The sequence below is a fragment of the Dyadobacter sp. CY347 genome, from assembly GCF_021502655.1.
Lineage (GTDB): Bacteria > Bacteroidota > Bacteroidia > Cytophagales > Spirosomataceae > Dyadobacter.
Genome location: NZ_JAKFFT010000014.1, coordinates 23,070 through 44,185, shown reverse-complemented (window position 1 = coordinate 44,185; position 21,116 = coordinate 23,070). Strand labels below are relative to the sequence as shown.

At 45.4% G+C, this 21,116-nt stretch carries 21 protein-coding genes; 12 read left to right on the top strand and 9 right to left on the bottom strand.

The features are described from left to right. Position 1 precedes the first annotated feature (1 nt). The 5 genes from L0659_RS25545 to can all read right to left on the bottom strand — a co-directional run bounded on the left by L0659_RS25545 (position 2) and on the right by can (position 4,638). Complete coding sequence (locus L0659_RS25545) at positions 2-775, bottom strand: glucose 1-dehydrogenase (RefSeq protein ID WP_082213727.1); 774 nt, start codon at positions 773-775, stop codon at positions 2-4. Positions 776-810: 35 nt separating this feature from the next. After that, entirely contained in the window at positions 811-2,187 is a 1,377-nt protein-coding gene (locus tag L0659_RS25540; RefSeq protein WP_235129454.1) for a glutamine synthetase family protein, read from the bottom strand. Between the two features lie 28 nt (positions 2,188-2,215). Next, on the bottom strand, positions 2,216-2,830 hold the full coding sequence (locus L0659_RS25535) for a DUF4230 domain-containing protein (protein WP_235129453.1): 615 nt from the start codon (positions 2,828-2,830) through the stop codon (positions 2,216-2,218). A gap of 11 nt (positions 2,831-2,841) precedes the next feature. Further along, positions 2,842-3,867, bottom strand: a complete 1,026-nt coding sequence (locus tag L0659_RS25530; protein ID WP_235129452.1) for a bile acid:sodium symporter family protein — start codon at positions 3,865-3,867, stop codon at positions 2,842-2,844. Positions 3,868-4,005: 138 nt separating this feature from the next. Next, positions 4,006-4,638 (bottom strand): carbonate dehydratase, encoded by a 633-nt coding sequence (gene can, locus L0659_RS25525; protein ID WP_235129451.1) that lies wholly within the window; start codon positions 4,636-4,638, stop codon positions 4,006-4,008. Between the two features lie 197 nt (positions 4,639-4,835). On the opposite strand from can, the gene ileS reads away from it, so the two are divergent. The 5 genes from ileS (at position 4,836) to L0659_RS25500 (ending at position 10,307) form a co-directional block, all read left to right on the top strand. Continuing rightward, positions 4,836-8,267 carry an isoleucine--tRNA ligase gene (gene ileS / locus L0659_RS25520; RefSeq protein ID WP_235129450.1) on the top strand — a complete coding sequence of 1,144 codons (3,432 nt, stop codon included), beginning with the start codon at positions 4,836-4,838 and terminating at the stop codon, positions 8,265-8,267. Beyond that, positions 8,267-8,707, top strand: coding sequence for a DUF6934 family protein (locus L0659_RS25515; protein ID WP_235129449.1), 441 nt, complete (start codon positions 8,267-8,269; stop codon positions 8,705-8,707). Before ileS ends, L0659_RS25515 begins: the two co-directional genes overlap by 1 nt. Before the next feature lie 190 nt (positions 8,708-8,897). Next, positions 8,898-9,677: a 3-hydroxyacyl-CoA dehydrogenase gene (locus L0659_RS25510; RefSeq protein WP_235129448.1), complete on the top strand. Its 780-nt coding sequence runs from the start codon at positions 8,898-8,900 to the stop codon at positions 9,675-9,677. Next, entirely contained in the window at positions 9,674-10,069 is a 396-nt protein-coding gene (locus L0659_RS25505; RefSeq protein ID WP_235129447.1) for a hypothetical protein, read from the top strand. Before L0659_RS25510 ends, L0659_RS25505 begins: the two co-directional genes overlap by 4 nt. Positions 10,070-10,154: 85 nt before the next feature. Next, complete coding sequence (locus L0659_RS25500; RefSeq protein ID WP_235129446.1) at positions 10,155-10,307, top strand: hypothetical protein; 153 nt, start codon at positions 10,155-10,157, stop codon at positions 10,305-10,307. Between the two features lie 5 nt (positions 10,308-10,312). Here the strand turns inward: L0659_RS25500 and L0659_RS25495 are convergent, their stop codons facing one another. Then, positions 10,313-11,062: a DeoR/GlpR family DNA-binding transcription regulator gene (locus L0659_RS25495; protein ID WP_235129445.1), complete on the bottom strand. Its 750-nt coding sequence runs from the start codon at positions 11,060-11,062 to the stop codon at positions 10,313-10,315. Between the two features lie 111 nt (positions 11,063-11,173). Between L0659_RS25495 and L0659_RS25490 the strand changes: the two genes are divergently transcribed. Next, positions 11,174-11,719: a 5' nucleotidase, NT5C type gene (locus L0659_RS25490; RefSeq protein WP_235129444.1), complete on the top strand. Its 546-nt coding sequence runs from the start codon at positions 11,174-11,176 to the stop codon at positions 11,717-11,719. Positions 11,720-11,850: 131 nt separating this feature from the next. Here the strand turns inward: L0659_RS25490 and L0659_RS25485 are convergent, their stop codons facing one another. The 3 genes from L0659_RS25485 to L0659_RS25475 all read right to left on the bottom strand — a co-directional run bounded on the left by L0659_RS25485 (position 11,851) and on the right by L0659_RS25475 (position 15,062). Then, on the bottom strand, positions 11,851-12,069 hold the full coding sequence (locus tag L0659_RS25485; protein WP_235129443.1) for a hypothetical protein: 219 nt from the start codon (positions 12,067-12,069) through the stop codon (positions 11,851-11,853). Positions 12,070-12,113: 44 nt separating this feature from the next. Next, on the bottom strand, positions 12,114-14,132 hold the full coding sequence (uvrB, locus tag L0659_RS25480) for an excinuclease ABC subunit UvrB (RefSeq protein ID WP_235129442.1): 2,019 nt from the start codon (positions 14,130-14,132) through the stop codon (positions 12,114-12,116). Between the two features lie 75 nt (positions 14,133-14,207). Further along, positions 14,208-15,062, bottom strand: a complete 855-nt coding sequence (locus tag L0659_RS25475) for a cupin-like domain-containing protein (protein WP_235129441.1) — start codon at positions 15,060-15,062, stop codon at positions 14,208-14,210. 213 nt (positions 15,063-15,275) lie between these two features. Here L0659_RS25475 and L0659_RS25470 point away from each other — a divergent pair, with 213 nt between their 5' ends. The 6 genes from L0659_RS25470 (at position 15,276) to L0659_RS25445 (ending at position 21,051) form a co-directional block, all read left to right on the top strand. Beyond that, the gene (locus L0659_RS25470; protein WP_235129440.1) at positions 15,276-16,085 is read left to right on the top strand and encodes a helix-turn-helix domain-containing protein; all 810 of its coding nucleotides are present in this window, start codon (positions 15,276-15,278) and stop codon (positions 16,083-16,085) included. Between the two features lie 68 nt (positions 16,086-16,153). Beyond that, a complete protein-coding gene (locus tag L0659_RS25465; RefSeq protein WP_235129439.1) occupies positions 16,154-16,540 on the top strand; it encodes a glyoxalase/bleomycin resistance/extradiol dioxygenase family protein in 387 nt (128 codons plus the stop codon). A gap of 1 nt (position 16,541) precedes the next feature. Further along, on the top strand, positions 16,542-16,880 hold the full coding sequence (locus L0659_RS25460; RefSeq protein ID WP_235129438.1) for a n-acetylglutamate synthase: 339 nt from the start codon (positions 16,542-16,544) through the stop codon (positions 16,878-16,880). 25 nt (positions 16,881-16,905) lie between these two features. Beyond that, positions 16,906-17,442: a YceI family protein gene (locus L0659_RS25455; RefSeq protein ID WP_235129437.1), complete on the top strand. Its 537-nt coding sequence runs from the start codon at positions 16,906-16,908 to the stop codon at positions 17,440-17,442. 122 nt (positions 17,443-17,564) lie between these two features. Continuing rightward, positions 17,565-19,631 carry a TonB-dependent siderophore receptor gene (locus L0659_RS25450; protein WP_235129436.1) on the top strand — a complete coding sequence of 689 codons (2,067 nt, stop codon included), beginning with the start codon at positions 17,565-17,567 and terminating at the stop codon, positions 19,629-19,631. A 25-nt stretch (positions 19,632-19,656) separates the two neighbouring features. Continuing rightward, on the top strand, positions 19,657-21,051 hold the full coding sequence (locus tag L0659_RS25445) for an HmuY family protein (protein WP_235129435.1): 1,395 nt from the start codon (positions 19,657-19,659) through the stop codon (positions 21,049-21,051). The last annotated feature ends 65 nt before the right edge of the window (positions 21,052-21,116 follow it).

Here is a 21,116-nt window from a genome sequence, read left to right as displayed (position 1 = left end):
ATCAGAGTGGCGTTACATAGGCAGAAGTGATCCCGCCGTCAACCAGAAAATCGGTTCCTGTTACAAAAGAAGACTCGTCGGAAGCAAGGAATAATGCTGCATATGCCATTTCCTTAGCCTCACCGAAGCGGCCCATCGGGATGTGAACGAGCCTGCGTTGCTTTTTCTCTTCTGTATTTAAAAATTTCATCAGCAATTCCGTGCGTAACGGTCCGGGGCACAAGGCATTAACACGGATATTCTCCCGTGCATGAATGATCGCCAGCTCGCGCGTCAACGCCAAAACAGCGCCTTTGCTTGCTGTATAGGCAACCTGCGGAGTGGCTGCTCCTAATATAGCCACAAATGAAGCCGTATTAATGATAGAACCGCCACCAGCACGCTGCAATGCAGGAATGCCGTATTTACAACCTAAGAACACACCCTTTGCGTTAATGTTCATTGTCAAATCCCAGATGGATTCGTCGGTCGTCATGGCATTATCATCATCGCTGTGCATAATGCCGGCGTTGTTGAAAATAATGTTAAGCTTGCCAAATTTTTCTTCCGCAAATGCAACTGCCGCTTCATTATCAGCAGCTTTGGATACATCGGAATGCAGGAAAAACGCTTCGCCTCCGTTCGCAACAATTTCATCCGCAGTCTCTTGTCCGGCAGCATCATTGACGTCGGTAACAACAATTTTAGCGCCTTCTTTGGCAAATAAAAGCGCAGTTTCGCGCCCGATTCCGCCACTTCCCCCGGTGATCAGGGCAACTTTATTTTCTAAACGCATGGATTTTTATAAGTTAATGTTAACTAGTAATTGAGTTATATCTGTTCAAAATAGCGCTTCCTTTCCCAATCTGTCACGGACGTGTCATACGCCCTTTGCTCGGTTTTGAAAAAATGGCTGTAATGTTCTACGACTTCGCTGCCAAATGTGTTCTTTGCAAATTCGCTGTTTTCAAATAATGCTGTGGCTTCCGCCAATGTGTACGGGACGCGTGGCAAATGCGCTGCTGCGTAAATGTCCCCGATGAAACATTCCGGCGGCTCGATCTTATTTTTGATCCCATCCAAACCGGAGGCCAATGAGGCTGCAAATGCCAGATACGGGTTGCAATCCGCTCCCGGAATGCGACATTCAATCCGCAAACTGGCACCGCTTCCTACCACACGAAAACCGGCAGTGCGGTTGTCATAACTCCATGCAAGTCGCGTAGGCGCCCAGGACCCGTCTACAAATCGTTTATAAGAATTAATGGTCGGGGCATAGAAGGGCATAACATCCGGCACATGCTTGATCCAACCTCCTAAAAACCAGCGAAATATATCTGAACCTTTGACCGGCCCGAATTCCTGATCGCCGACGAAAGCATTCTGCCCGTCTTTCCACAAACTCATGTGAATATGGCTGCTCGAACCGGCCTGGTCGGACTGGAACTTGGCCATGAATGTGACTGAAACGCCCATGGCGTCAGCCACTTCTTTCATACATTGCTTGTAAACCACATGGTTATCGGCCATAGGAAGCACTTCTGCGAATTTCACATTCAATTCATGCTGCCCCAAGCCCCACTCTCCTTTGGAAGTTTCAATGTCAATGCCCGAATTTTTCAAATGCCGCCTTACTGCCGAAGTGTATTTCTCATTACGCGTTCCCTGCATAATGTGGTAATCTTCAAGATAATAGCCTGCGGGCGTGAGGTTTTGGTAACCTTGCTGGAATGCTTGTTTATAGCTGTTTTCCAAAAGATAATATTCCAGTTCGGACGCTGCAAAACATTGTAAACCATCCGCTTCCAGTGCTTCCAATTGCTTCTTTAAAATGGATCTTGGCCCGATCGATTCCAATGTATGCGCCTTTTCATTATGTAAATCGCAGATAACCAATGCTGTTTTGTCCAGCCAATCGGCGATCCGCAATGTTGCGAGGTCAGGTACGAGGTGAAAATCTCCGTAACCGAGCTCCCAATTGGCATATTTATAACCTGGAACCGGGTCCATGGCCATGTCGGTTGTGAGCAGATAATTGCATCCGTGCGTGCCCGATTTGATTACCGAATCAAGGAAATAATCTGCATCCACGCGCTTGCCCATGAGGCGGCCGTAATGATCTGTGAAAGCAACAACGATGGTTTCTATCAACCCTTCCCCGATCTTAGCTGTAAGTTCTTCTTGCGTTAGGAATCCTCTTTTACTCATTGGAAAGGGCTGTTTTTAGATTTTTATATCAACGCAATTTCTCTATTTTGGCATTTAACGGAAACTTCAAAACCACTTTTTTACCCGAGGCTTTTTCCAAAACCGGGGTCAGGATCTTGCGGGCATTGATTTGGGTCTGCTCCAAAATCCCCATATCAAGCGCAGATCTCTGGATTTGTTTTTCCGCTTGTTTGTACGCTTCCTGAACGAGCTTGGCTTCTTCGTTAAAAGCATATTCCGTATTATAAACTCTTGATTTACTATGATCTATTTTAAAAACACAAAGCTCCGGTTCGGGCATATTCACGACCAGCGTCTCAGCTTCGGACGTAATGTCGGCTATTTCAACTTTTGTCAGATCAATACACCCGATCGCTTCACCCTGAACGATCAGGATTGCCTTTGCATTGGGCAGCCACATCTTGGTAATCTGCTGTTCTACAACGTCTTTGAAATTATATTTGACCAATTCCAACTTACCCATTGTTGTTATTTCCTGCAAGACCAGGGCATGCGTGGTCTCGGATTTTTCTGCGCTGCTCAGCCAGTCCGGCACCCAGTTACCCGCCCGGAAATTACTCCATATCGATTGAAGCCCGGCCAGCAAAAGGATCAACACAAGCAAACGCACTATCCAACGCATATCATTCTGTTTTAATTAATAATCCGCTCTGCCTCTTCCTCATTCAACCGCGCCATCCGCTGCGCAATGATACTCGCCGCAATCAGCTGCAAAGCGTGGTAAATCATAATAGGAAGCAGCATTAAGCCTGCCTGAGCGCCAGGAAAAAGCACTTTCGACATAACCGCTCCCTGAACGAGGGATTTTTTGGAACCACAAAACACCGCGGTAACCCTATCCTCGTGGTTGAAATGTAACAGGTTGCTGATGAATGTGAGCAGGAAATAAATCCCAAAAAACAACGACAGCATTCCTATCCCTAAAAATACAATTTCTTTTAATCCCAGCGAACTAAACAAATGCTCCCCGAAGGATTCGCAGAAAGATGTGTAAACAATGAGCAAAATGGATGATTGGTCGAAATAGCGAATGTACTTTTTGTAATGTTCTGCATAATGTCCCCATCTTTTGTTCAATGCAATGCCGGCGCAAACCGGTAATAATACTTGTAAAGACAACTTTCCGACTACTGAAAGCAGATCAAAATGCCCGGGGCCAGCGTGCCCCGGGCCAGCATCCATAACCAGCCCCATCCACAACGGTGTAAGAAAAACGCCGATCAGGCTTGAAATGCTGGCATTGAAGATGGCGGCCGGAATGTTGCCCTTTGCAATGGAAACCATAACCACCGAGGACGAAACCGTTGAAGGGAGCGCGGTTAAGAAGAAGATTGCCAGCCATAATGTTTGGCTTTCATCTGTTTTGAAAAGGGGACGAAAGGCGAGCGCCAGCAAAGGGAACAGGACAAAAGTGGACAAATGCACCATTACGTGCAACTTCCAGTTAACCAGCCCTGCGCGCAATTTTTCGGGACTTAACCTTAGTCCGTAAAAGAAAAAAATGATAGAAACAGCAATGGTCGAGATTTCCGAAAGCGGCACCGGACTGTCCCGCATGCCGGGATATGGCCAAAGCCACGCCAACAGGATCATGCTTAGCAAAGCAAGCATAAAGCCATCCAAACCCGCTTTTTTTGCTGTATCAAATATTTTACTCATCGGTTCCTAAGATAGGTCGTTTCCTAATAGAAGGCGAAAAGTTTGATCTAAAATTCCTTTCTGGACAAATTATTTTTACCTGAAAACATTTCATAAATAAGAAATCCCGATCGGTCAGGATCAGGATTTCTTGGTTTTCTATTCAAATTGATACTTATAAATTCCGGTCACCTGGGTGCCTGGCGGCATGTCGATGATCGGTTTCAAAATGCCGTCGTGCATTCCGTAAACCCATCCATGCAAGTGCAAAGGCTGATTTTTCTTCCAGGCTCTCTGTACAATATCTGTTTTAGAAAGATTTTTTACCTGCTCCACTACATTCAGCTCAACAAGCCTGTCAAAACGGCTGCCATGCTCTGCAATGGCTTCCAACTCAGCTTCATGCTTGTCGTACACGTCCTTAATATTGCACAACCATTTGTTAATCAGGCCAAAATCATTATTCGTCATTGCAGCTCTTACACCGCCACATTGATAATGCCCAACAACCAGAATATGCTTGACATGCAAAACTTCAACGGCATATTGCAGCACACTCAGCATGTTCATATCCGTATGAACGACCAGGTTGGCAACATTGCGGTGCACAAACATTTCGCCCGGCCGCGAACCCGTAAGATCTTCCGCGGGAACCCGGCTGTCGGCGCAGCCTATCCATAAAAAGTCCGGTTTTTGATCTTTGGCGAGGACCTCGAAATACGATTCATCCACGCCTAATTGCTCGGCAGCCCAGGTCTTATTGAAGTCCAGCAGCCTCTTGTATTGTTCCATATATGTTTTGAGTAGTGTTTACAGGTTAGGAAAGCGCTGCAAAATAACAATATGCTTTCATATTCATTGAAATTCAACCATCCTTTTAGCAGAAAAAAAATCGTAATTTTGCGCTCTTAAAATTCCGATTGGTGTTAGTAATACATTGTTTTTACATTAGAAAGCCAATAGCCGAGCGCTAAAAGCTAAAAGCACATATGAAATACAACGAGTATAAAAACCTGAGTTATCCGCAGATTGGAGACGAAGTCCTGAAATTCTGGAAAGACAAAAAGATATTTGAAGCGTCGGTTGAAACACGCGAAGGGGCACCCTCTTTTACATTTTTTGAAGGACCGCCTTCTGCGAACGGAACGCCTGGTATTCACCACGTTATGGCGCGTTCGATCAAGGATATTTTTTGCCGTTACAAGACATTACAAGGTTTCCAGGTCAAAAGAAAAGGAGGCTGGGACACACACGGACTTCCTGTTGAATTGCAGGTTGAGAAAGAACTCGGGATTATCAAAGATGACATTGGAAAAACCATTTCCGTTGAAGATTACAATGAGAAATGTCGTCAGACGGTGATGAAATTTACAGATCAATGGAATGACCTGACGGAGAAAATGGGTTACTGGGTTGATCTGGAAGATCCTTATATAACTTACAAAAGCGAATACATTGAAAGTCTTTGGAACCTGCTTAAAAAGCTGTATGACAAAGGTTTACTATACAAAGGATACACGATCCAGCCTTATTCACCCGCTGCTGGAACCGGACTTTCTTCCCACGAGCTGAACATGCCCGGGACTTATAAGGATGTGAAGGACACCACCATTGTGGCGATGTTTAAAGTGAAGGCAACGGAGACTTCTCAGGTTTTCCAGGACTTCGGAAGTCTGGATATCCGCATCCTGGCCTGGACCACAACGCCTTGGACGCTTCCTGCAAACTCTGCCTTGACCGTTGGAGCAAACATTACTTATGTTTTGGTAAAAACCTTTAATCCATACACGCATACGCCGGTTGCAGTAGTGCTTGCAAAGGATCTGGTCAGCAAATATTTCTCTGAAAAAGGCCATGACGGCGATTTTGAAGGTTATGAGGCCAGTGATAAAAAATTGCTTCCCTGGACAATCCTGAAAGAGTTTAAAGGAAAAGATCTGGAAGGCGTTGAATATGAGCAGTTGTTGCCTTATGTGCAGCCGGCTACGCCAGCTTTTCGCGTCATTTTGGGTGATTTCGTTACAACCGAGGATGGAACCGGCGTTGTGCATACATCTCCAACATTCGGTGCAGATGACTTTCGCGTGGCGCAAGCGAATGGCATTCCGGCCATCATGGTAAAAGACGAAACTGGCAAAGATGTGCCCATTGTTGATCGCCAGGGCCGTTTTGTGAAAGAAATTACTGATTATGCAGGGCGTTTTGTAAAGCCTGAATATTATTCCGACGAAGAACAGAATGATCCCGAATTCCGGGCAACGGATGTTTTGATCGCTATCAGATTAAAAGAAGAAGGCAAAGCATTCAAAGTTGAGAAATACGAGCACCCCTACCCGCATTGCTGGCGCACGGATAAGCCTGTTTTGTACTATCCGTTAGACAGCTGGTTTATCAAAACCACTGCTATGAAAGACCGGCTGGTGGAATTGAATAAAACGATCAACTGGAAACCGGAAAGCACCGGAACGGGCCGTTTTGGCAACTGGCTGGAAAATCTGGTCGACTGGAACTTGTCGCGCTCGCGTTACTGGGGAACGCCGCTCCCAATCTGGCGTAACGAGCACGGCGAGGAAATCTGCATCGGCTCGATTGAAGAGCTGAAAGATCAGTTGGAAGAAGCATTGCTTTCGGAAAATCTGACAAGAGAACAGGCTGCGAAAAATTCGGAGTACTTATTAAAACTGGAAAATGGTGATTATGACCTGCACAGGCCGTATGTCGACAACATTGTCCTGGTTTCCAAAAAGGGCCATATCATGCACCGTGAGCCGGATCTGATCGACGTTTGGTTTGATTCGGGCGCCATGCCTTATGCGCAATGGCATTATCCATTTGAAAATAAAGAAATTTTTGAGCAAAGTTATCCCGCAGATTTCATCTCCGAAGGTGTAGATCAAACGCGCGGCTGGTTCTTCACTTTGCACGCCATTGCAGGAATGCTGTTTGATTCCGTAGCATTCAAAAACGTCGTTTCGACTGGTTTGGTTTTGGATAAAAATGGCAATAAAATGTCCAAGCGGCTCGGGAATGCTGTTGATCCGTTTGCGACCCTGTCCAAATTCGGCCCCGACGCCACGCGCTGGTATATGATCACCAACGCGGAGCCTTGGGATAACCTTAAATTCAACATTGAAGGCATCGGCGAAGTGCAGCGGAAGTTCTTCGGAACGCTGGTCAATACGTATAATTTCTTTGCATTATATGCCAATTTGGATGGTTATGAGTTCCATGAGACCGTTTCTGTGCCCATTGAAAAACGCACGGAACTGGATCGCTGGATCTTGTCGAAACTGAATACATTGGTTAAAGAGGTTGGCGAGCAATTTGATGATTATAACCCAACCAAGGCCGGAAGACTTGTTCAGGATTTTGTAACTGACCAGCTTTCAAACTGGTATATCCGCCTCAACCGCCGCCGTTTCTGGAACCCGTCTCAGGAATTCGGCGTGGGCCTTACGGAAGATAAACAAGCCGCATATGAAACATTGCAGCATTGCCTGGTTACAGTTTCGCAGCTTATGTCACCAATCGCTCCGTTCTTTGGAGAGTGGTTGTACAAAAATTTGACAGATGGCGACCGCGAGGCTTCGATTGCTAATAATACGGATCACAAATACGAATCTGTCCACTTGACTTACTGGCCGAAGATTGAAGCAGAATATGTTGATCTGGACCTGGAAGCCGCTATGGAACAGGCCCAAACGATCAGCTCACTGGTCCATTCGATCCGTAAAGGGCATAAGATCAAAGTGCGTCAGCCGCTTTCCAAGATCTTGATCCCGGTTTTAAATGATAATACCAAACGTCAGATTGAGCAGGTTAAGGCGATCATTTTGTCCGAGGTTAATGTGAAGAACATTGAGTTTGTACACGATGACAGCGGGATATTGATCAAGAAAATCAAACCCAACTTCAAGACATTAGGACCGAAATTTGGCCCAAAAATGAAGGAAGTGGCAGCTGCAATTTCTGCGATGGACGAAGCGGCCATCAAGGAAATCGAGAGAAATGGCTCGATAACGCTGAATGGTGCGACATCGCCCATGGAAATCGCCCTGACCGACGTCGAAATCCACGCAGAAGACGTTCCGGGCTGGTTGGTAGCAAGCGAAGGCGGCTTAACCGTTGCGCTGGACATTACAATCACAGACGATCTCCGCCTGGAAGGAATTGCCAGAGATTTCGTCAACCGCGTCCAAAACCTGCGTAAAGACAGCGGTTTTGACGTAACGGATAAGATCAGGATCACATTACAAGACAACGACCGCCTGCTGGCAAGCGCCGTTACTGCCAATAAAGATTACATCTGCCAGGAAGTGCAAGCCCTGGAACTGAACATCATCGGCGATCTAAACGGCGAAGCCAATGAGATCGAAATGGATGAGTTTTTGTTGAAGTTGAAGATCGAGGTGGTTGCTTAATGCAGTATCAGGCATATCCAGTCGAAAGCAATGAAGAAAACACCCGCTTCCAGTTTCAAAGTGTTGGGAAGCGGGGTGTTTTTGAAAAGGTGATATTCATTACACCTTTGACATTTGACACCTTCAACTTATCGCTCGTTGATTTTAATCCGGCGACGGGCAACTACGATGACTTATCTGTAACTGACAATGGAGACATGCCGGAAGTTCTTATTACAGTAGTGTCCGCCATCCACCAATTTCTTGCTTCCAACCCTTTTAAGAGAATCTATTTCGAAGGCAGCACACCTGCCAGAACAAGGCTCTATCAAATCGCTATTTCAAAAATTTACGATTCTGAACAATCGGATTTATTAATCAGCGGTCTTCAAGATGGCCAATTGTTTCCATTTGAACCAAATAGTAATTTCGAAGGTTTTCTAGCTGAAAAAAAACCTTAACTTTATAAAAACAGTCTTCCTGAAAATGAAAGTACTAGATAAGAAGTCAGGGAAAACCGACAACATCAATTACAATCCGCGACTAGATAATCTTCCAATACCTCAAATTGTATTGGAAAAAACAGAGCGAGCGCGCAAAGCTCTGGAAAAATACCCTACTCTTGAATATTTGCACAGGAAATAACGTCCTATGCAACTAAAATCCGCAACAGCGCTAATAACAGGCGGGGCCTCCGGGCTTGGCGAGGCTACGGCGCGATTGTTTGTTTCTTTGGGTGCTCATGTGGTTGTGCTTGATTTAAATGAAGCTGCCGGGGAGAAGTTACAGGTGGAATTTCCTGATAAAATAAGATTTATTAAAACTGATGTTTCCAGTGAAGACGATGTGCAAAAGGCCGTCGATCTCGCGCTGGAAACATTTGGTTTTATAAGCATTGTGGTGAACTGTGCAGGCATTGCTCCTGCCCGGAAGATCGTTGGAAAAGCGGATGGTGTTTATGGTCCGCATTCGTTGGATGTTTTTGAAAAAACCATTAAAACCAATCTGATCGGCACTTTTAATGTAATTCGGCTGGCAGCGTTTGCAATGGAAAAGAATGTGCCAAACGAGGAAGGCGAACGAGGTGTGATCATTAATACGGCCTCTGTTGCCGCATACGATGGTCAAATGGGACAAGTGGCTTATGCGGCCAGCAAGGGCGGCATTGTGAGTATGACATTGCCTGCTGCGCGGGATCTTGCAAAATCAGGGATCAGGGTTATGGCCATCGCGCCTGGACTGTTTGAGACGCCGCTGATGCTAGGTCTGCCCGAAGAGGCGCGCATTTCACTGGGGCAGCAGGTTCCGTTTCCTTCCCGCCTGGGCCGACCGTCGGAATATGCATTATTGGTTAAATCTATTGTCGAAAATCCAATGCTGAATGGTGAAGTAATTCGCTTGGATGGGGCGATTAGAATGGGTCCGAAATGAGAAAGCCTGCTATACTTTTGGATGGAAAATCAATGTGGCGCTGGTTGCTTCTGGCGCTGCTGCTCACCAGCATCGTTTCACAGAATTTTGCTGAGCCGAAATCCATTTACAGGATTGAGGAAGTAATTTCCAATGCAGGTAAGAATGTCCGTTCCTACAAAACCGGAACATTCTGTTTTTCATCTGAGAACCTTAACAAACAAAACGCCCATTCAAATTATTATTCACTACAATACGAACATCTTCGCGCTCTTTCCAAAACCCGCCAACTAAATACTGAATTAGCGATTTCCACCGCGCCCGATATTCAGCCTATCCGGATGCAAGCGACTGGACAGCTTCTTAAAAACCGATCCTACTCTTCGGAAAAACCATTCCAATTTCTTTCCTGAAACACATCTGATTTTATCAGTGTGGTAAATGTGCTCGCTCCTCAGGGGGCTGAGCTGCTTTTCATTTATTAATCAGAAAAATGGAATGGATAGATTTTTATCAGCCACCAAAAAGTGGCTCAAAAGGCTTGCTATGGCCTACATGCTCGGATTTGCCAATGCTATAAAGCAAGAAGTTAAGACCGTGGATGACACTTTCTTTAAAACAGAGGAAGTACAGAAGGAAAAGAAAGGTTAGCAAACTCAAACCATCCGAATCCCGATATCCGTGTAAATCTTAAAATCCTCCCTGTCTGCCGGCTGATCGGTAATGATCACAGACAACTGCTCAGCCGGACAGACATAATGTGCTTCCGCAGTCGCGAGTTTTTCAACCGACGCGAGCGCAATGACCTCCTTGGAGCATTCAATCATTGCCCTTTTTACTTCGCTTTCTTCATAATCCGGGCCGGTAACACCCAGGTGGGAGTGAATGCTGCATATCCCGAGCAGGCAAATGTCCGCACGAAATTTTTTTATAAACTGAATGGTATCGCTGCCAATGGTCACAAAAGAATTTTTCAGCAACCGTCCGCCAGCAAACAGCACTTCCACATGCTCGTGCTCTTCGAGAATGGAAGCAATGGGGAAACTGTTCGTAACAACCGTTAAACGAAGGTCTTTTGGTAAAGATTTGGCAATAAGCAAGGCTGACGTCCCGCCATCGAAAATAACCAGCTGACCGTCTTTCAAGAAATTCAGAGCCTTTTTTGCAATAATCTGCTTTTGCTCATTGTCATGTAAAACCCTGTCGCGAAAATGGTGCGGCCCGGGCGAATGCGGCACTGCCCCACCCCTTACCGATTTCAGAAGTCCTTGATCTGCAAGCTCTTTAATGTCCCTGCGAACCGTATCCTCGGAAACATTCAGCAATGCACTGAGTCCCGGCAGATATACTTTCTGCTCACTATTAAGCTGGTTTAATATCACATGAAACCGTTCTTCCTTTAACATTATCGCTTCCGTTTTATGCAAAAATAGAAAATTAATAGAAATAACATTGCAAGATATTGCAGATTAAATTTACATTTGTTGCATAAAATTGCAAATAGAATACTTAGGTTTATGATGAAAAAGTCAATTGCCATTGACATGGATAATGTCATCGTTGATATTGAAACAAACTGGATCAATTGGTACGAAAAGGAATTCGGAGTAAGAATTGACAGAAAAGAGTTGCTGGGCATCCCGGAAGACGACGCCTTCCCAGATCCGATTGCAGCAAGGAGCTTAATTTACAAAATTGGTTTTTTCCGTAACGCACCCATCATCGCGGGAGCACAGGAGGCGCTTTTAAAATTGCAGGAACATTACGACATCTTCATCGTGTCCGCTGCCATGGAATTCCCAAATTCCCTTCTTGAAAAATACGACTGGCTGAACGAACATTTCCCTTTCATATCCTGGAAAAACATCGTCTTCTGCGGCGACAAAAGAATCATCGACACCGATTACCTCATCGACGACCACCTAAAAAACCTCGATTTCTGCAAAGGAACGCCCATTATGTTCACTGCAAGCCATAACGTGAATGTTACCAAGCACCAGCGGGTTAACAACTGGGACGAAGCGCTGGCGTTGTTGGAAACTGAAAATAATAGCAATCACTAAGTAATGATATCAATGATGCGTTGAGTAAGCTTTGCAGTTATGGCAGCATTTACAACACCGGCTTTTCGGACAATGATATTCTTATCGGCAGTAAAAATTCGGGCAGGCCTGATAAAGCTGTCAATGGGCTTTTAAATATTTTTCCATGCTTCGTCTTCATCAGCGGTAAGCCACTCTTTTGCCAAAGTATTTTGGCTGGCATAATGTGTTAATGGCTTATCCTGCGCCAGTGAATCATCAATAGCATCATTGATCGTAAACGCAATCACCTCGACCTGCTTACCAATAAAGGATTTTGGTAATTGAATGGAAACATCCTGATTATCTGGCACTAACAATGTTCTGATCATAGCATGTATATTTAAACTTTTATAAATATAAACAAATTCCCCGATCAGGCCGTCTGCTTCACCCGTTCCTTCAACTGCATTAACTCATCCCTTAACCTTGCTGCTTCCAGGAAGTCGAGATCCTTGGCGGCTGTTTCCATTTTACGCTGGGTTTCTGAAACCAGTTTTTGGAGATCGTTCTTACCCATGTATTGGACAATCGGATCGGCGGCGACGCGCACTTCGGATGGCTCGACGTATATTTTTCGAACTTTCGAGTCTGCCACGGAAGTTTGCTCCATGATCGCTTCCTTGGATTTCAGGATAGTTTTTGGCGTAATCCCGTTTTCTGCATTGTATTCGAGCTGAATGCTCCTTCTCCTATTCGTCTCATCGATAGCGAGTTGCATGGAACCTGTCATAACATCGGCATACATGATCACTTTCCCCCGATCATTACGCGCGGCACGACCAATCGTCTGGATCATGGAGCGCGTGTCACGCAGAAATCCTTCCTTATCGGCATCCATAATCGCTACGAGCGAAACTTCGGGTAAATCCAGTCCTTCGCGAAGCAGGTTGACTCCTACCAGCACATCAAAAATACCCAACCTTAATTCCCGCAAGATCTCCACACGATCCAGCGTCTTCACTTCCGAATGTATATAACGGCATTTAACGCCTACCCGCTCCAAATATTTGCTCAACTCCTCAGCCATCCGTTTCGTAAGCGTCGTGATCAGAACGCGGTCGCCCATGTTGATACGCTTGTGGACTTCTTCCAGCAGGTCATCGATCTGGTTCAGGCTTGGTCTTACTTCAATCTCGGGATCCAGCAAGCCGGTAGGACGGATAATTTGTTCCACCACAACACCTTCTGATTTGCGAAGCTCGTAATCTGCGGGGGTTGCGCTTACGAAGATGGTTTGCGGCGTCATATCCTCGAATTCCTGGAATGTTAATGGTCTGTTGTCCAAAGCCGACGGCAAGCGGAAACCATATTCCACCAACTGCTCTTTCCGCGAACGGTCACCACCCCACATGGCACGGATCTGCGGCATGGTAACATGGCTTTCGTCCACCACCATTAAGAAATCATCCGGAAAATAATCGAGCAGACAGAAGGGCCGCTGACCTGGCAGACGGCGATCAAAATAGCGTGAATAGTTCTCGATTCCGGAGCAGTAACCTAGTTCCCGCATCATTTCCATGTCGAACTCGGTGCGTTCCTTAACGCGCTCTGCTTCCGCCAACCGGCCTTCTTTTGTGAAGAAATTAATTTGCTGAGTCAGGTCGTCCTGAATTTCTTTGATCGATTGCACCAGAACGTCCCTCCCCGTTACGAAAAGGTTTGCAGGGAAAATAGCAATTGCGCGTTCAGAAGATATCTTCTTACCCGTTTCAGGCTCAATGCGCTGGATCTCTTCTATTTCATCTCCAAAGAAAATAATCCGGTAAGCAAAATCCGCATAACCCGGGAAAACGTCAACTGTGTCGCCCTTCACGCGGAATGTGCCCCGATTAAATTCGAGTTCCGTGCGGCTGTAAAGTATTTCAACCAGGCGAAACAGGAACTGGTTACGGCTCACAATGTCGCCTAATTTGGCACTGACAATGCTCTTTTTGTATTCATTGGGATTACCCGCACCATAAATGCACGACACTGAGGCCACAACGATCACATCGCGCCGACCGCTCATCAGGGACGAAACAGTGTGAAGCCGCAGCTTTTCAATCTCCTGATTGATCTGCAAGTCCTTTTCAATGTATGTGTTGGTGCTGGAAATGAAGGCTTCCGGCTGGTAATAATCGTAGTAACTGATAAAATACTCGACAGCATTGTGCGGGAAAAATTGCTTGAATTCCCCGTAAAGCTGCGCAGCAAGTGTTTTGTTATGACTTAAAACAAGGGTTGGCTTTTTGACCTGTTTTACCACATTGGCGATGGTAAATGTCTTGCCGGAACCTGTTACACCCAAAAGCGTCTGGGCGGGTTCTCCGGCTTCAATTCCCTGTACAAGTTGTTGGATAGCAACAGGTTGATCGCCTGTCGGCTGGTATTCAGAGGTTATTTCAAAGTCCATGACGTAGTGTAAGCATTCCAGAGATAACGCATTTCAAAGATAGATTAGTTTCTTTGAAATGCGTCCAGGATGCATCTACGCTTGTTCAGTTAATACTTCTCGTGCATTTTCGACGGCTTTTTTCTCTTTCCAATGCTGCCATTCAAGTCCAAGCAGCTTGGTCATGCTCTTATCCACGAATGTATGTCTTACCAGGTTCATACCGCCACGAACAGCCGTAAAAATCGAATTATTAGCTCTCAATGCCAGGCTGAAACCACCATCGACATAGCGGATATAATGCCACCAAAGTGAAGGAATAAAAATCGTTTCGCCGTGAAGCAATGTGGTTTCATGGCCCACAGCGCCTTTTAATGCAGGAAATCTTTCATAATCCGGATTGATCGGATCTACTTTGCTCATCACCGTGAATGGGTGGTGATATAGTCTTCTGCTTTCTTCCGGCGAGAACAAAATCACCTGCTTGCGCGTCTGGAACTGCGTCAAAAACACATTGGAGCAATCCATATCATAATGCAGACTTGTAATTGACCCTTGTCCACCGAAAAATACAAATTTGTATGACTTCAAAAACCCGTCCATAATGGTTGGAAAACGGATGTCATTGGCCAATTCCGGCGCTTTTTTAAAAATATCAAAAAGAAAAATCCGCAGATCGGTAGGGCCTGCTTCGATAAGTTTCAGATAATCCCCAAACTTCATTGTTTTTGCGATCTGAAAATATTTATCCGCGTCGTGCATGTGGTTGTCAACCAGGGGAACATCTATATTTCCGTGCGTTTCACGCAACCACTCAAACGTCCACTTTTGCACTGCCGGCCAATCTTTTGCCAGGTCTGTGAACACGACCGGACGACTTGGTTTTAAATAATTTTCAATGAATTCTTCGCGGGTAAGTCCGCTGCGTTTCTCTATGGGCACTAATTTCATGACAGAAACTGAGTAAATGGTAAGCGACTATTGAAAAAACTAATGACAGAATTATTTTCTAACATTCTTTGAAAGTGAATAATTCTAAATTTATACGAATCTTAGTTGGATCAAATGTATTAAAGAGATTTCAAAAATGTAAATTTCTGAATTATTCCTTGAATGCGTGATCTAATATATAGCATTAGTAGAATGTTCATTTAACCCGTTGCAATGAAATATTTTACCATACCACCATCTCCGGCGTTAGCTAAATATGTAAGATTTTTTTGGGTCCTTGAACATGAGATCGGATCCGGACAGCCTTACATTCACCGGACTATGGCCGATGGCTGCGCGGAGATGATATTTCATTACAAAGGCCGTTTTGATGAATTTATCTCAGCCGAAAAAGCTGAACCTTCCTTTTATTCTGGCATTGCAGGGCAGTCGCCCACATTCCGGCGATTTATCATTCATGAAGATTTCGGGATTTTCGGAGTTTACCTGTATCCGTTTGCCATTCCGGTGCTTTTTGGAATGCCTTCCACGGAGCTTACCGGGCAGATGCCCGACCTGCAAACGTTTCTTGGCCCGAAGGAAAACGGCCTGGAAGAGCGTATGATGCTGGCTGCGGATCATAAGGAGCGGGTGGAGATCATTTCGGCATTCCTGGAATCGCTGCTTACGAAAACCAAGACTTACGAACCTGCTGTTTTTTCAGTTATCAATCAAATTATCCAAAACAAGGGCCTGACCAATGTCCGGGAACTGGCAGCGCAAAGCTTTCTTTCGACACGACAATTTGAACGAAAATTCAAAGAGTTTTCCGGTTTCAGCCCGAAACTTTACTTGCGCATTGCCCGCTTCCATGCGGCGCTGGATGCTTATGGGGATAAGGATAAATCGCTGACAGAAATCGCCTACGTATGCGGTTATTACGATCAATCTCATTTTATTCACGATTTCAAAACTTTCTCAGGCCAGCATCCCCGGTTTTACTTTTCCGGAAGATCGGAAGGGCAAGCCTATCGGGATGTATAATGTCGTGTTTTTCCAATTTTGAGCGCTAAGCCAGCGGCTACATTTGCCTAAACTAAAAAACAAAAATCATGAGCACAATAAAAATTCCAAATGGCCACCAGGCAGTTATGCCTTACTTAATGTTGGATGGAGCGTCAAAATTCAAGGATTTTACCACCAAAGTTTTCAACGGCGTTGTCAACCACACACATTTCCAGGATGATGATCCAGGCTTGATCAAGCACAGTGAAGTGAGCATTAACGGGAGCACGGTTATGTTTTGCGACAGTCGTGCAGAATGGCCGGCGCAGCCAGCGAATATGTTTGTGTATGTGGAAAACGCGGATGACACTTACGAAATGGCGTTGTCGGAAGGTGGGAAATCCATTATGGAGCCTGCGGACCAGGATTATGGCCGCAGCTGCGGCATTGAAGACCCTTGCGGAAATGTTTGGTGGATCACATCTGTTCTTTAAAATGATTAATTATAACAACAAAATTTTTGTCCCGCTTTCCAATTCGGAGAATGGCGAGGTGGACCTTTCGATGCAATTTGTTTATCACCAGCATGGCAACATTGTGACCTCCACATATTCCGGCGGCCGGATTCAAATCGGCCATTTGATTGCGCTGGTGGACGAAAATGGTCATCTGGACATGCGTTACCACCAGGTGAATGACAAAGGCGAGATCACGACGGGCATTTGTAAATCCACGCCGGAGCAACTTCCGAACGGAAAAATACGTATGCATGAGAAATGGCGATGGACTTCCGGGGACCACTCCGAAGGCGAATCGCTGTTGGAAGAAATATAGAATTTAAAACCGTCACCCCATTCTTATGCGCAACCGCCTTCACATCATCAGTTTTTTGTTTGTATTGACTGGACTAAATGTTGCTCTCAGCCAGACTTCAAAAGTTGTTTCCGGTTCCACTGAGTTCAAAGTAAAATATGTGCTTGGGACTTGTAATGGCACATTTGATGCGCCAAAAGGAAGTGCGGTTTTCAATGAAAAATCCCCGGAGAATGCTTCCTTCGACATGAACATTGCTGCCAGCACGTTCGATACCGGGAATAATTCGCGGGATAAGGACATGAAAAGCGACAAATATTTTGATGTCGCGAAATATCCGAATATTCATTTCAAATCAACAAAAGTCGAGAAGAAAAATGGTAAATATGAAGCGACCGGAAAGCTGACGATCCGCGATGTTACCAAAACGGTTTCGCTGCCTTTTGATGCAAAAAAGAATACTGATGGCACTTATGCGCTTTCCAGCTCTTTCGAAATTAACAGGCTCGACTATAACGTTGGGACAAAAGACTGGAAGCTCAAAGATGTTGTTACCGTTGATTTAAAGGCGATTATCAAGTAATATCCAGTAAAATAATATCCAGCACCCGGTTCATTTGGACCGGGTTTTTATTTATTCCAATTTTTTAATTTGATTTAGTCTAAATAATAATTTTATTTGCAATTATTCTAAATAAGCCTTCCATGAAATCATTTTTTACCAGCACATTCATTTTGCTTTGGGCATTTGGCCCGGTGGCAGGACAATCGGATTATGGCCGTGTAAAAAGTGACTCTCTAAGCAGGGATTCGATTGCGCTGGACGAGTTTGTGGTTACGGGGCAGTTTGAGCTTCAATCACTTAAAAACTCTGTATACCAAGTCCGAACGATTGACAGTGAACGTATAGCAGCCAGGGGTGCTACGAACCTGCAATCCATACTCAACACTGAGCTTGGCATTCGGTTTTCCAATGACCTTACGCTGGGAACAAGCGACATTCAGCTGATGGGCATGTCTGGCCAGAATGTTAAAATCCTGCTGGACGGCATTCCGATGGTCGACCGCGGGAGCACGCGTGAGAGCCTTGGGCAGATTGACATTAACACCATTGAAAGAATTGAAATCGTGGAGGGTCCGATGTCGGTCATTTACGGGACGGATGCATTGGCGGGGGTTATTAATTTGATTACCAAAAAAGTGCTGAGCGGGGATAACCTGATCCTGAATGCGCGAATTCAAGAAGAATCCGCTGGGAATGAATATGATGCACTTTCAAAAAAAGGCACGCACAATGAAAGCCTGGGCCTCACCTGGCAGAATAAAGCGCTTCAATTTTCAGGCAATGTTACCCGGAATAATTTTGGCGGCTGGCAAGGCAATTCAGCCGGAAGAGCAAAGGATTGGATGCCGAAAGACCAAATGCTTTACAGTGCTGCCGCAAGATATCAGGGCAGCAAATGGAATGTTTGGTATCGGTTTAACGGCACGGACGAAACGATCAGATTCGAAGGAAACCGCAATCCGATTACCCAAATCGCCGCAGATAAGGATTATAACACTTATCGCTGGTTCCATCAGGTCCAGTCTGAATTCAAGGTAAATGACAAGCTGAATGTTAATGGCGTGCTTTCCTACACGGATTATTCCCGAAAAACGCTAAGCACAAATGTGGACGCGAGCGGCCGTGAAACGCTTTCGCTGGAACCGGGCTCGCAGGACAAATCGGTTTTTACAACGACTTTTTTCAGAGGGACAGCGCTGTACAAAGCCAATTCTCACTTTACATTATTGGCCGGTTTCGATTTTTCGGATAACCAAAGTTCGGGTGCCCGCATCCTCGGCTCGCCGCAAATCCTGGAATATGCATTGTTTTTGGCTCCGGAGTTTAAGTTTGGCAGAATATTCAAGTTGAGCCCGGCCTTGCGCTTTCTGAAAAATTCAGTTTATGATGCGCCACCGGTGATTCCTTCTGTTAATGGTAAGCTTTCTATAACAAAAACACTTGACCTGCGGGTTGGTTACGCGCGCGGGTTCCGGTCGCCTGCATTGAGGGAATTGTATTTTGATTTTCATGATGCTTCCCACTCTATCAATGGCAACACAAACCTGAACGCCGAATATTCCAATAGCTTCAATTCGTTCCTCGTCTGGCAGTCGGTTAGCAAGCCAACAATGCGGTTTAACACAACATTAGGCGGTTTTTATAATGTTTTCCATGACCTTATCGACACCGGTGTGGATCCGAACGACCGCACGCAAACGACTTATCTGAACATTTTCCTTTTCAAAACCACGGGCTTCACGCTGGATAACAAGATTTTCCTGAAAAACCTGCAAGCGTCCCTGGGCGGTTCGTATATCGGCCGCTATAACCAGTTTTCAGCCGATCCGGAACAATTTGGCATGCTTCCTGAATTTGTCTGGTCGCCCGAGATCAATGCAAATCTGCTTTACAGGTTTAGCAAGATCGGTGCGAGTGTGAACCTGTTTTATAAATATTCAGGCAAAAGGCCCATGTATGAAACCACGGATCAGGTTAATGTTAAGCTGGCAGAAACGGACGGCTTCCACATGGCCGACCTCACATTCAGCAAGAATTTTGGAAAATACATCAATCTGCTGGCTGGCGTAAAAAATCTCTTCGACGTCACAACCCGTAACAACACATCTACAGACACCGGCGGCGCACACAGCACGGGCGGCGCGGTGCCACTTTCTTACGGCAGGTCCTACTTTCTGGGCCTCAACATTCAATGGTCAAAAAACTAAATTTTACCCTAATAACAATTTAATTATGAAGAAGATAGCCAAATCCTTTTTGCTAATTGCCTTTCTTGCCAGCTTCAACGCCTGCAATGATGATGAACCGCCACTTCCCGATAACACAGCCAGTTTTGAAAGCGCCGCCCAGGGTTTTGAAGGTGAAGAAGCCGAAATAAAGATCGTTTTGTCCAGAGCAGTGGATGCCGCCACGCCCATCAGCGTTTCACTTACGCCTGCATTGCTTACATACGGCACGGAATTCACCACCACACCCGCCGCAGAAAATAACACCATCGCCCTGACCGTTCCGGCCGGACAGTCATCGGCTTCTATCAAAGTGGCCAGGAAGGCAGGCGTACTGCTGAATGGTGACGAAAGTGTAGCATTCAAAATTGCTTCCGTTGGCTCGCCGGCCGTTATCGGGACCAATAAGGATCTTAAACTGAGCTTCAAAGCAATTGTTTCGGAAGGAACAAACATTCAATTGAACGGAATTGCAGACAAAGAACCCGGAAGCAGCGCTGCTAACTCGGTGTTCCTGGACCTGAGCAGCAACATTCAAACGCCGGTTTTGCGCGACAGCTGGGATCTGGGCTTTTATAATGATGCCGATTTCCGCGTGGTGATCAATGCTACAAATGGCGCGTCCATTATCGCGATTAATAAAACGGACATTAATGCAGTCACGGCAAAGGACATTGTGCTCGATTCACTGGCAGTGGGCCAGGGAATGGGCAAACTAAGCCTCGTTGACGACGCAAAAGGCGATCTGACCAAGACGGCGATTAAGGAAATTTCCGCAACAGATGCTGATAACAAAGTGTATATCCTGAACAGAAAAGGTGGAAGCGCCAATGTTGTTCCTGCCGACCAGATTTACAAGATTAGAGTTTTGAGAAAAGGGACAGGTTATGCATTACAATATGCCAAGCTTAACGAAACGACTTCTAAAACCATTGATATAACCAAAGACGCAGCTTACAATTTCAACTTTGTATCACTTGAAAAAGGCGCAACGGTTGATGTGGAGCCATTGAAAGCACGCTGGGATTTGAACTGGGGTTATAGCATGTATTACACCAACTTTGGCACCGGCCTGATCCCTTACGGATTCTCAGACCTGGTATTTATCAACAAACAAGCAAAAGTAGAAGCCGCGGAAGTCCTTACGAGCACCGTCACTTATGACGCATTCACCGAAAGCAACATTGCCGCTGGCAAATTCAGCATGGACGCAGACGCGATTGGTTCCAAATGGCGGGTTACTTCCGGTGGACCGATTGGCGTTAAAACGGATCGTTTTTACCTGATCAAGGACAGCGGAGGGAATATTTATAAGCTAAGGTTTGTAAGCTTTCATGCAGAAGATGGCGGTGTGCGCGGCAAGCCTAAGCTGGAATATAAGCTGGTTAAAAAAGGGGCGTGATCAAATATTTTGTTATCAAATCCAAGATTTAGAAAATGATGTTACTAACAACGCTTATCTTGTCC

Bases quoted from the DNA above. Each gene is read 5' to 3' on its own strand.
- L0659_RS25545 (WP_082213727.1), bottom strand. From the start codon at position 775: ATGCGTTTAGAAAATAAAGTTGCCCTGATCACCGGGGGAAGTGGCGGA.
- L0659_RS25540 (WP_235129454.1), bottom strand. From the start codon at position 2,187: ATGAGTAAAAGAGGATTCCTAACGCAAGAAGAACTTACAGCTAAGATC.
- L0659_RS25535 (WP_235129453.1), bottom strand. From the start codon at position 2,830: ATGCGTTGGATAGTGCGTTTGCTTGTGTTGATCCTTTTGCTGGCCGGG.
- L0659_RS25530 (WP_235129452.1), bottom strand. From the start codon at position 3,867: ATGAGTAAAATATTTGATACAGCAAAAAAAGCGGGTTTGGATGGCTTT.
- can (WP_235129451.1), bottom strand. From the start codon at position 4,638: ATGGAACAATACAAGAGGCTGCTGGACTTCAATAAGACCTGGGCTGCC.
- ileS (WP_235129450.1), top strand. From the start codon at position 4,836: ATGAAATACAACGAGTATAAAAACCTGAGTTATCCGCAGATTGGAGAC.
- L0659_RS25515 (WP_235129449.1), top strand. From the start codon at position 8,267: ATGCAGTATCAGGCATATCCAGTCGAAAGCAATGAAGAAAACACCCGC.
- L0659_RS25510 (WP_235129448.1), top strand. From the start codon at position 8,898: ATGCAACTAAAATCCGCAACAGCGCTAATAACAGGCGGGGCCTCCGGG.
- L0659_RS25505 (WP_235129447.1), top strand. From the start codon at position 9,674: ATGAGAAAGCCTGCTATACTTTTGGATGGAAAATCAATGTGGCGCTGG.
- L0659_RS25500 (WP_235129446.1), top strand. From the start codon at position 10,155: ATGGATAGATTTTTATCAGCCACCAAAAAGTGGCTCAAAAGGCTTGCT.
- L0659_RS25495 (WP_235129445.1), bottom strand. From the start codon at position 11,062: ATGTTAAAGGAAGAACGGTTTCATGTGATATTAAACCAGCTTAATAGT.
- L0659_RS25490 (WP_235129444.1), top strand. From the start codon at position 11,174: ATGATGAAAAAGTCAATTGCCATTGACATGGATAATGTCATCGTTGAT.
- L0659_RS25485 (WP_235129443.1), bottom strand. From the start codon at position 12,069: ATGATCAGAACATTGTTAGTGCCAGATAATCAGGATGTTTCCATTCAA.
- uvrB (WP_235129442.1), bottom strand. From the start codon at position 14,132: ATGGACTTTGAAATAACCTCTGAATACCAGCCGACAGGCGATCAACCT.
- L0659_RS25475 (WP_235129441.1), bottom strand. From the start codon at position 15,062: ATGAAATTAGTGCCCATAGAGAAACGCAGCGGACTTACCCGCGAAGAA.
- L0659_RS25470 (WP_235129440.1), top strand. From the start codon at position 15,276: ATGAAATATTTTACCATACCACCATCTCCGGCGTTAGCTAAATATGTA.
- L0659_RS25465 (WP_235129439.1), top strand. From the start codon at position 16,154: ATGAGCACAATAAAAATTCCAAATGGCCACCAGGCAGTTATGCCTTAC.
- L0659_RS25460 (WP_235129438.1), top strand. From the start codon at position 16,542: ATGATTAATTATAACAACAAAATTTTTGTCCCGCTTTCCAATTCGGAG.
- L0659_RS25455 (WP_235129437.1), top strand. From the start codon at position 16,906: ATGCGCAACCGCCTTCACATCATCAGTTTTTTGTTTGTATTGACTGGA.
- L0659_RS25450 (WP_235129436.1), top strand. From the start codon at position 17,565: ATGAAATCATTTTTTACCAGCACATTCATTTTGCTTTGGGCATTTGGC.
- L0659_RS25445 (WP_235129435.1), top strand. From the start codon at position 19,657: ATGAAGAAGATAGCCAAATCCTTTTTGCTAATTGCCTTTCTTGCCAGC.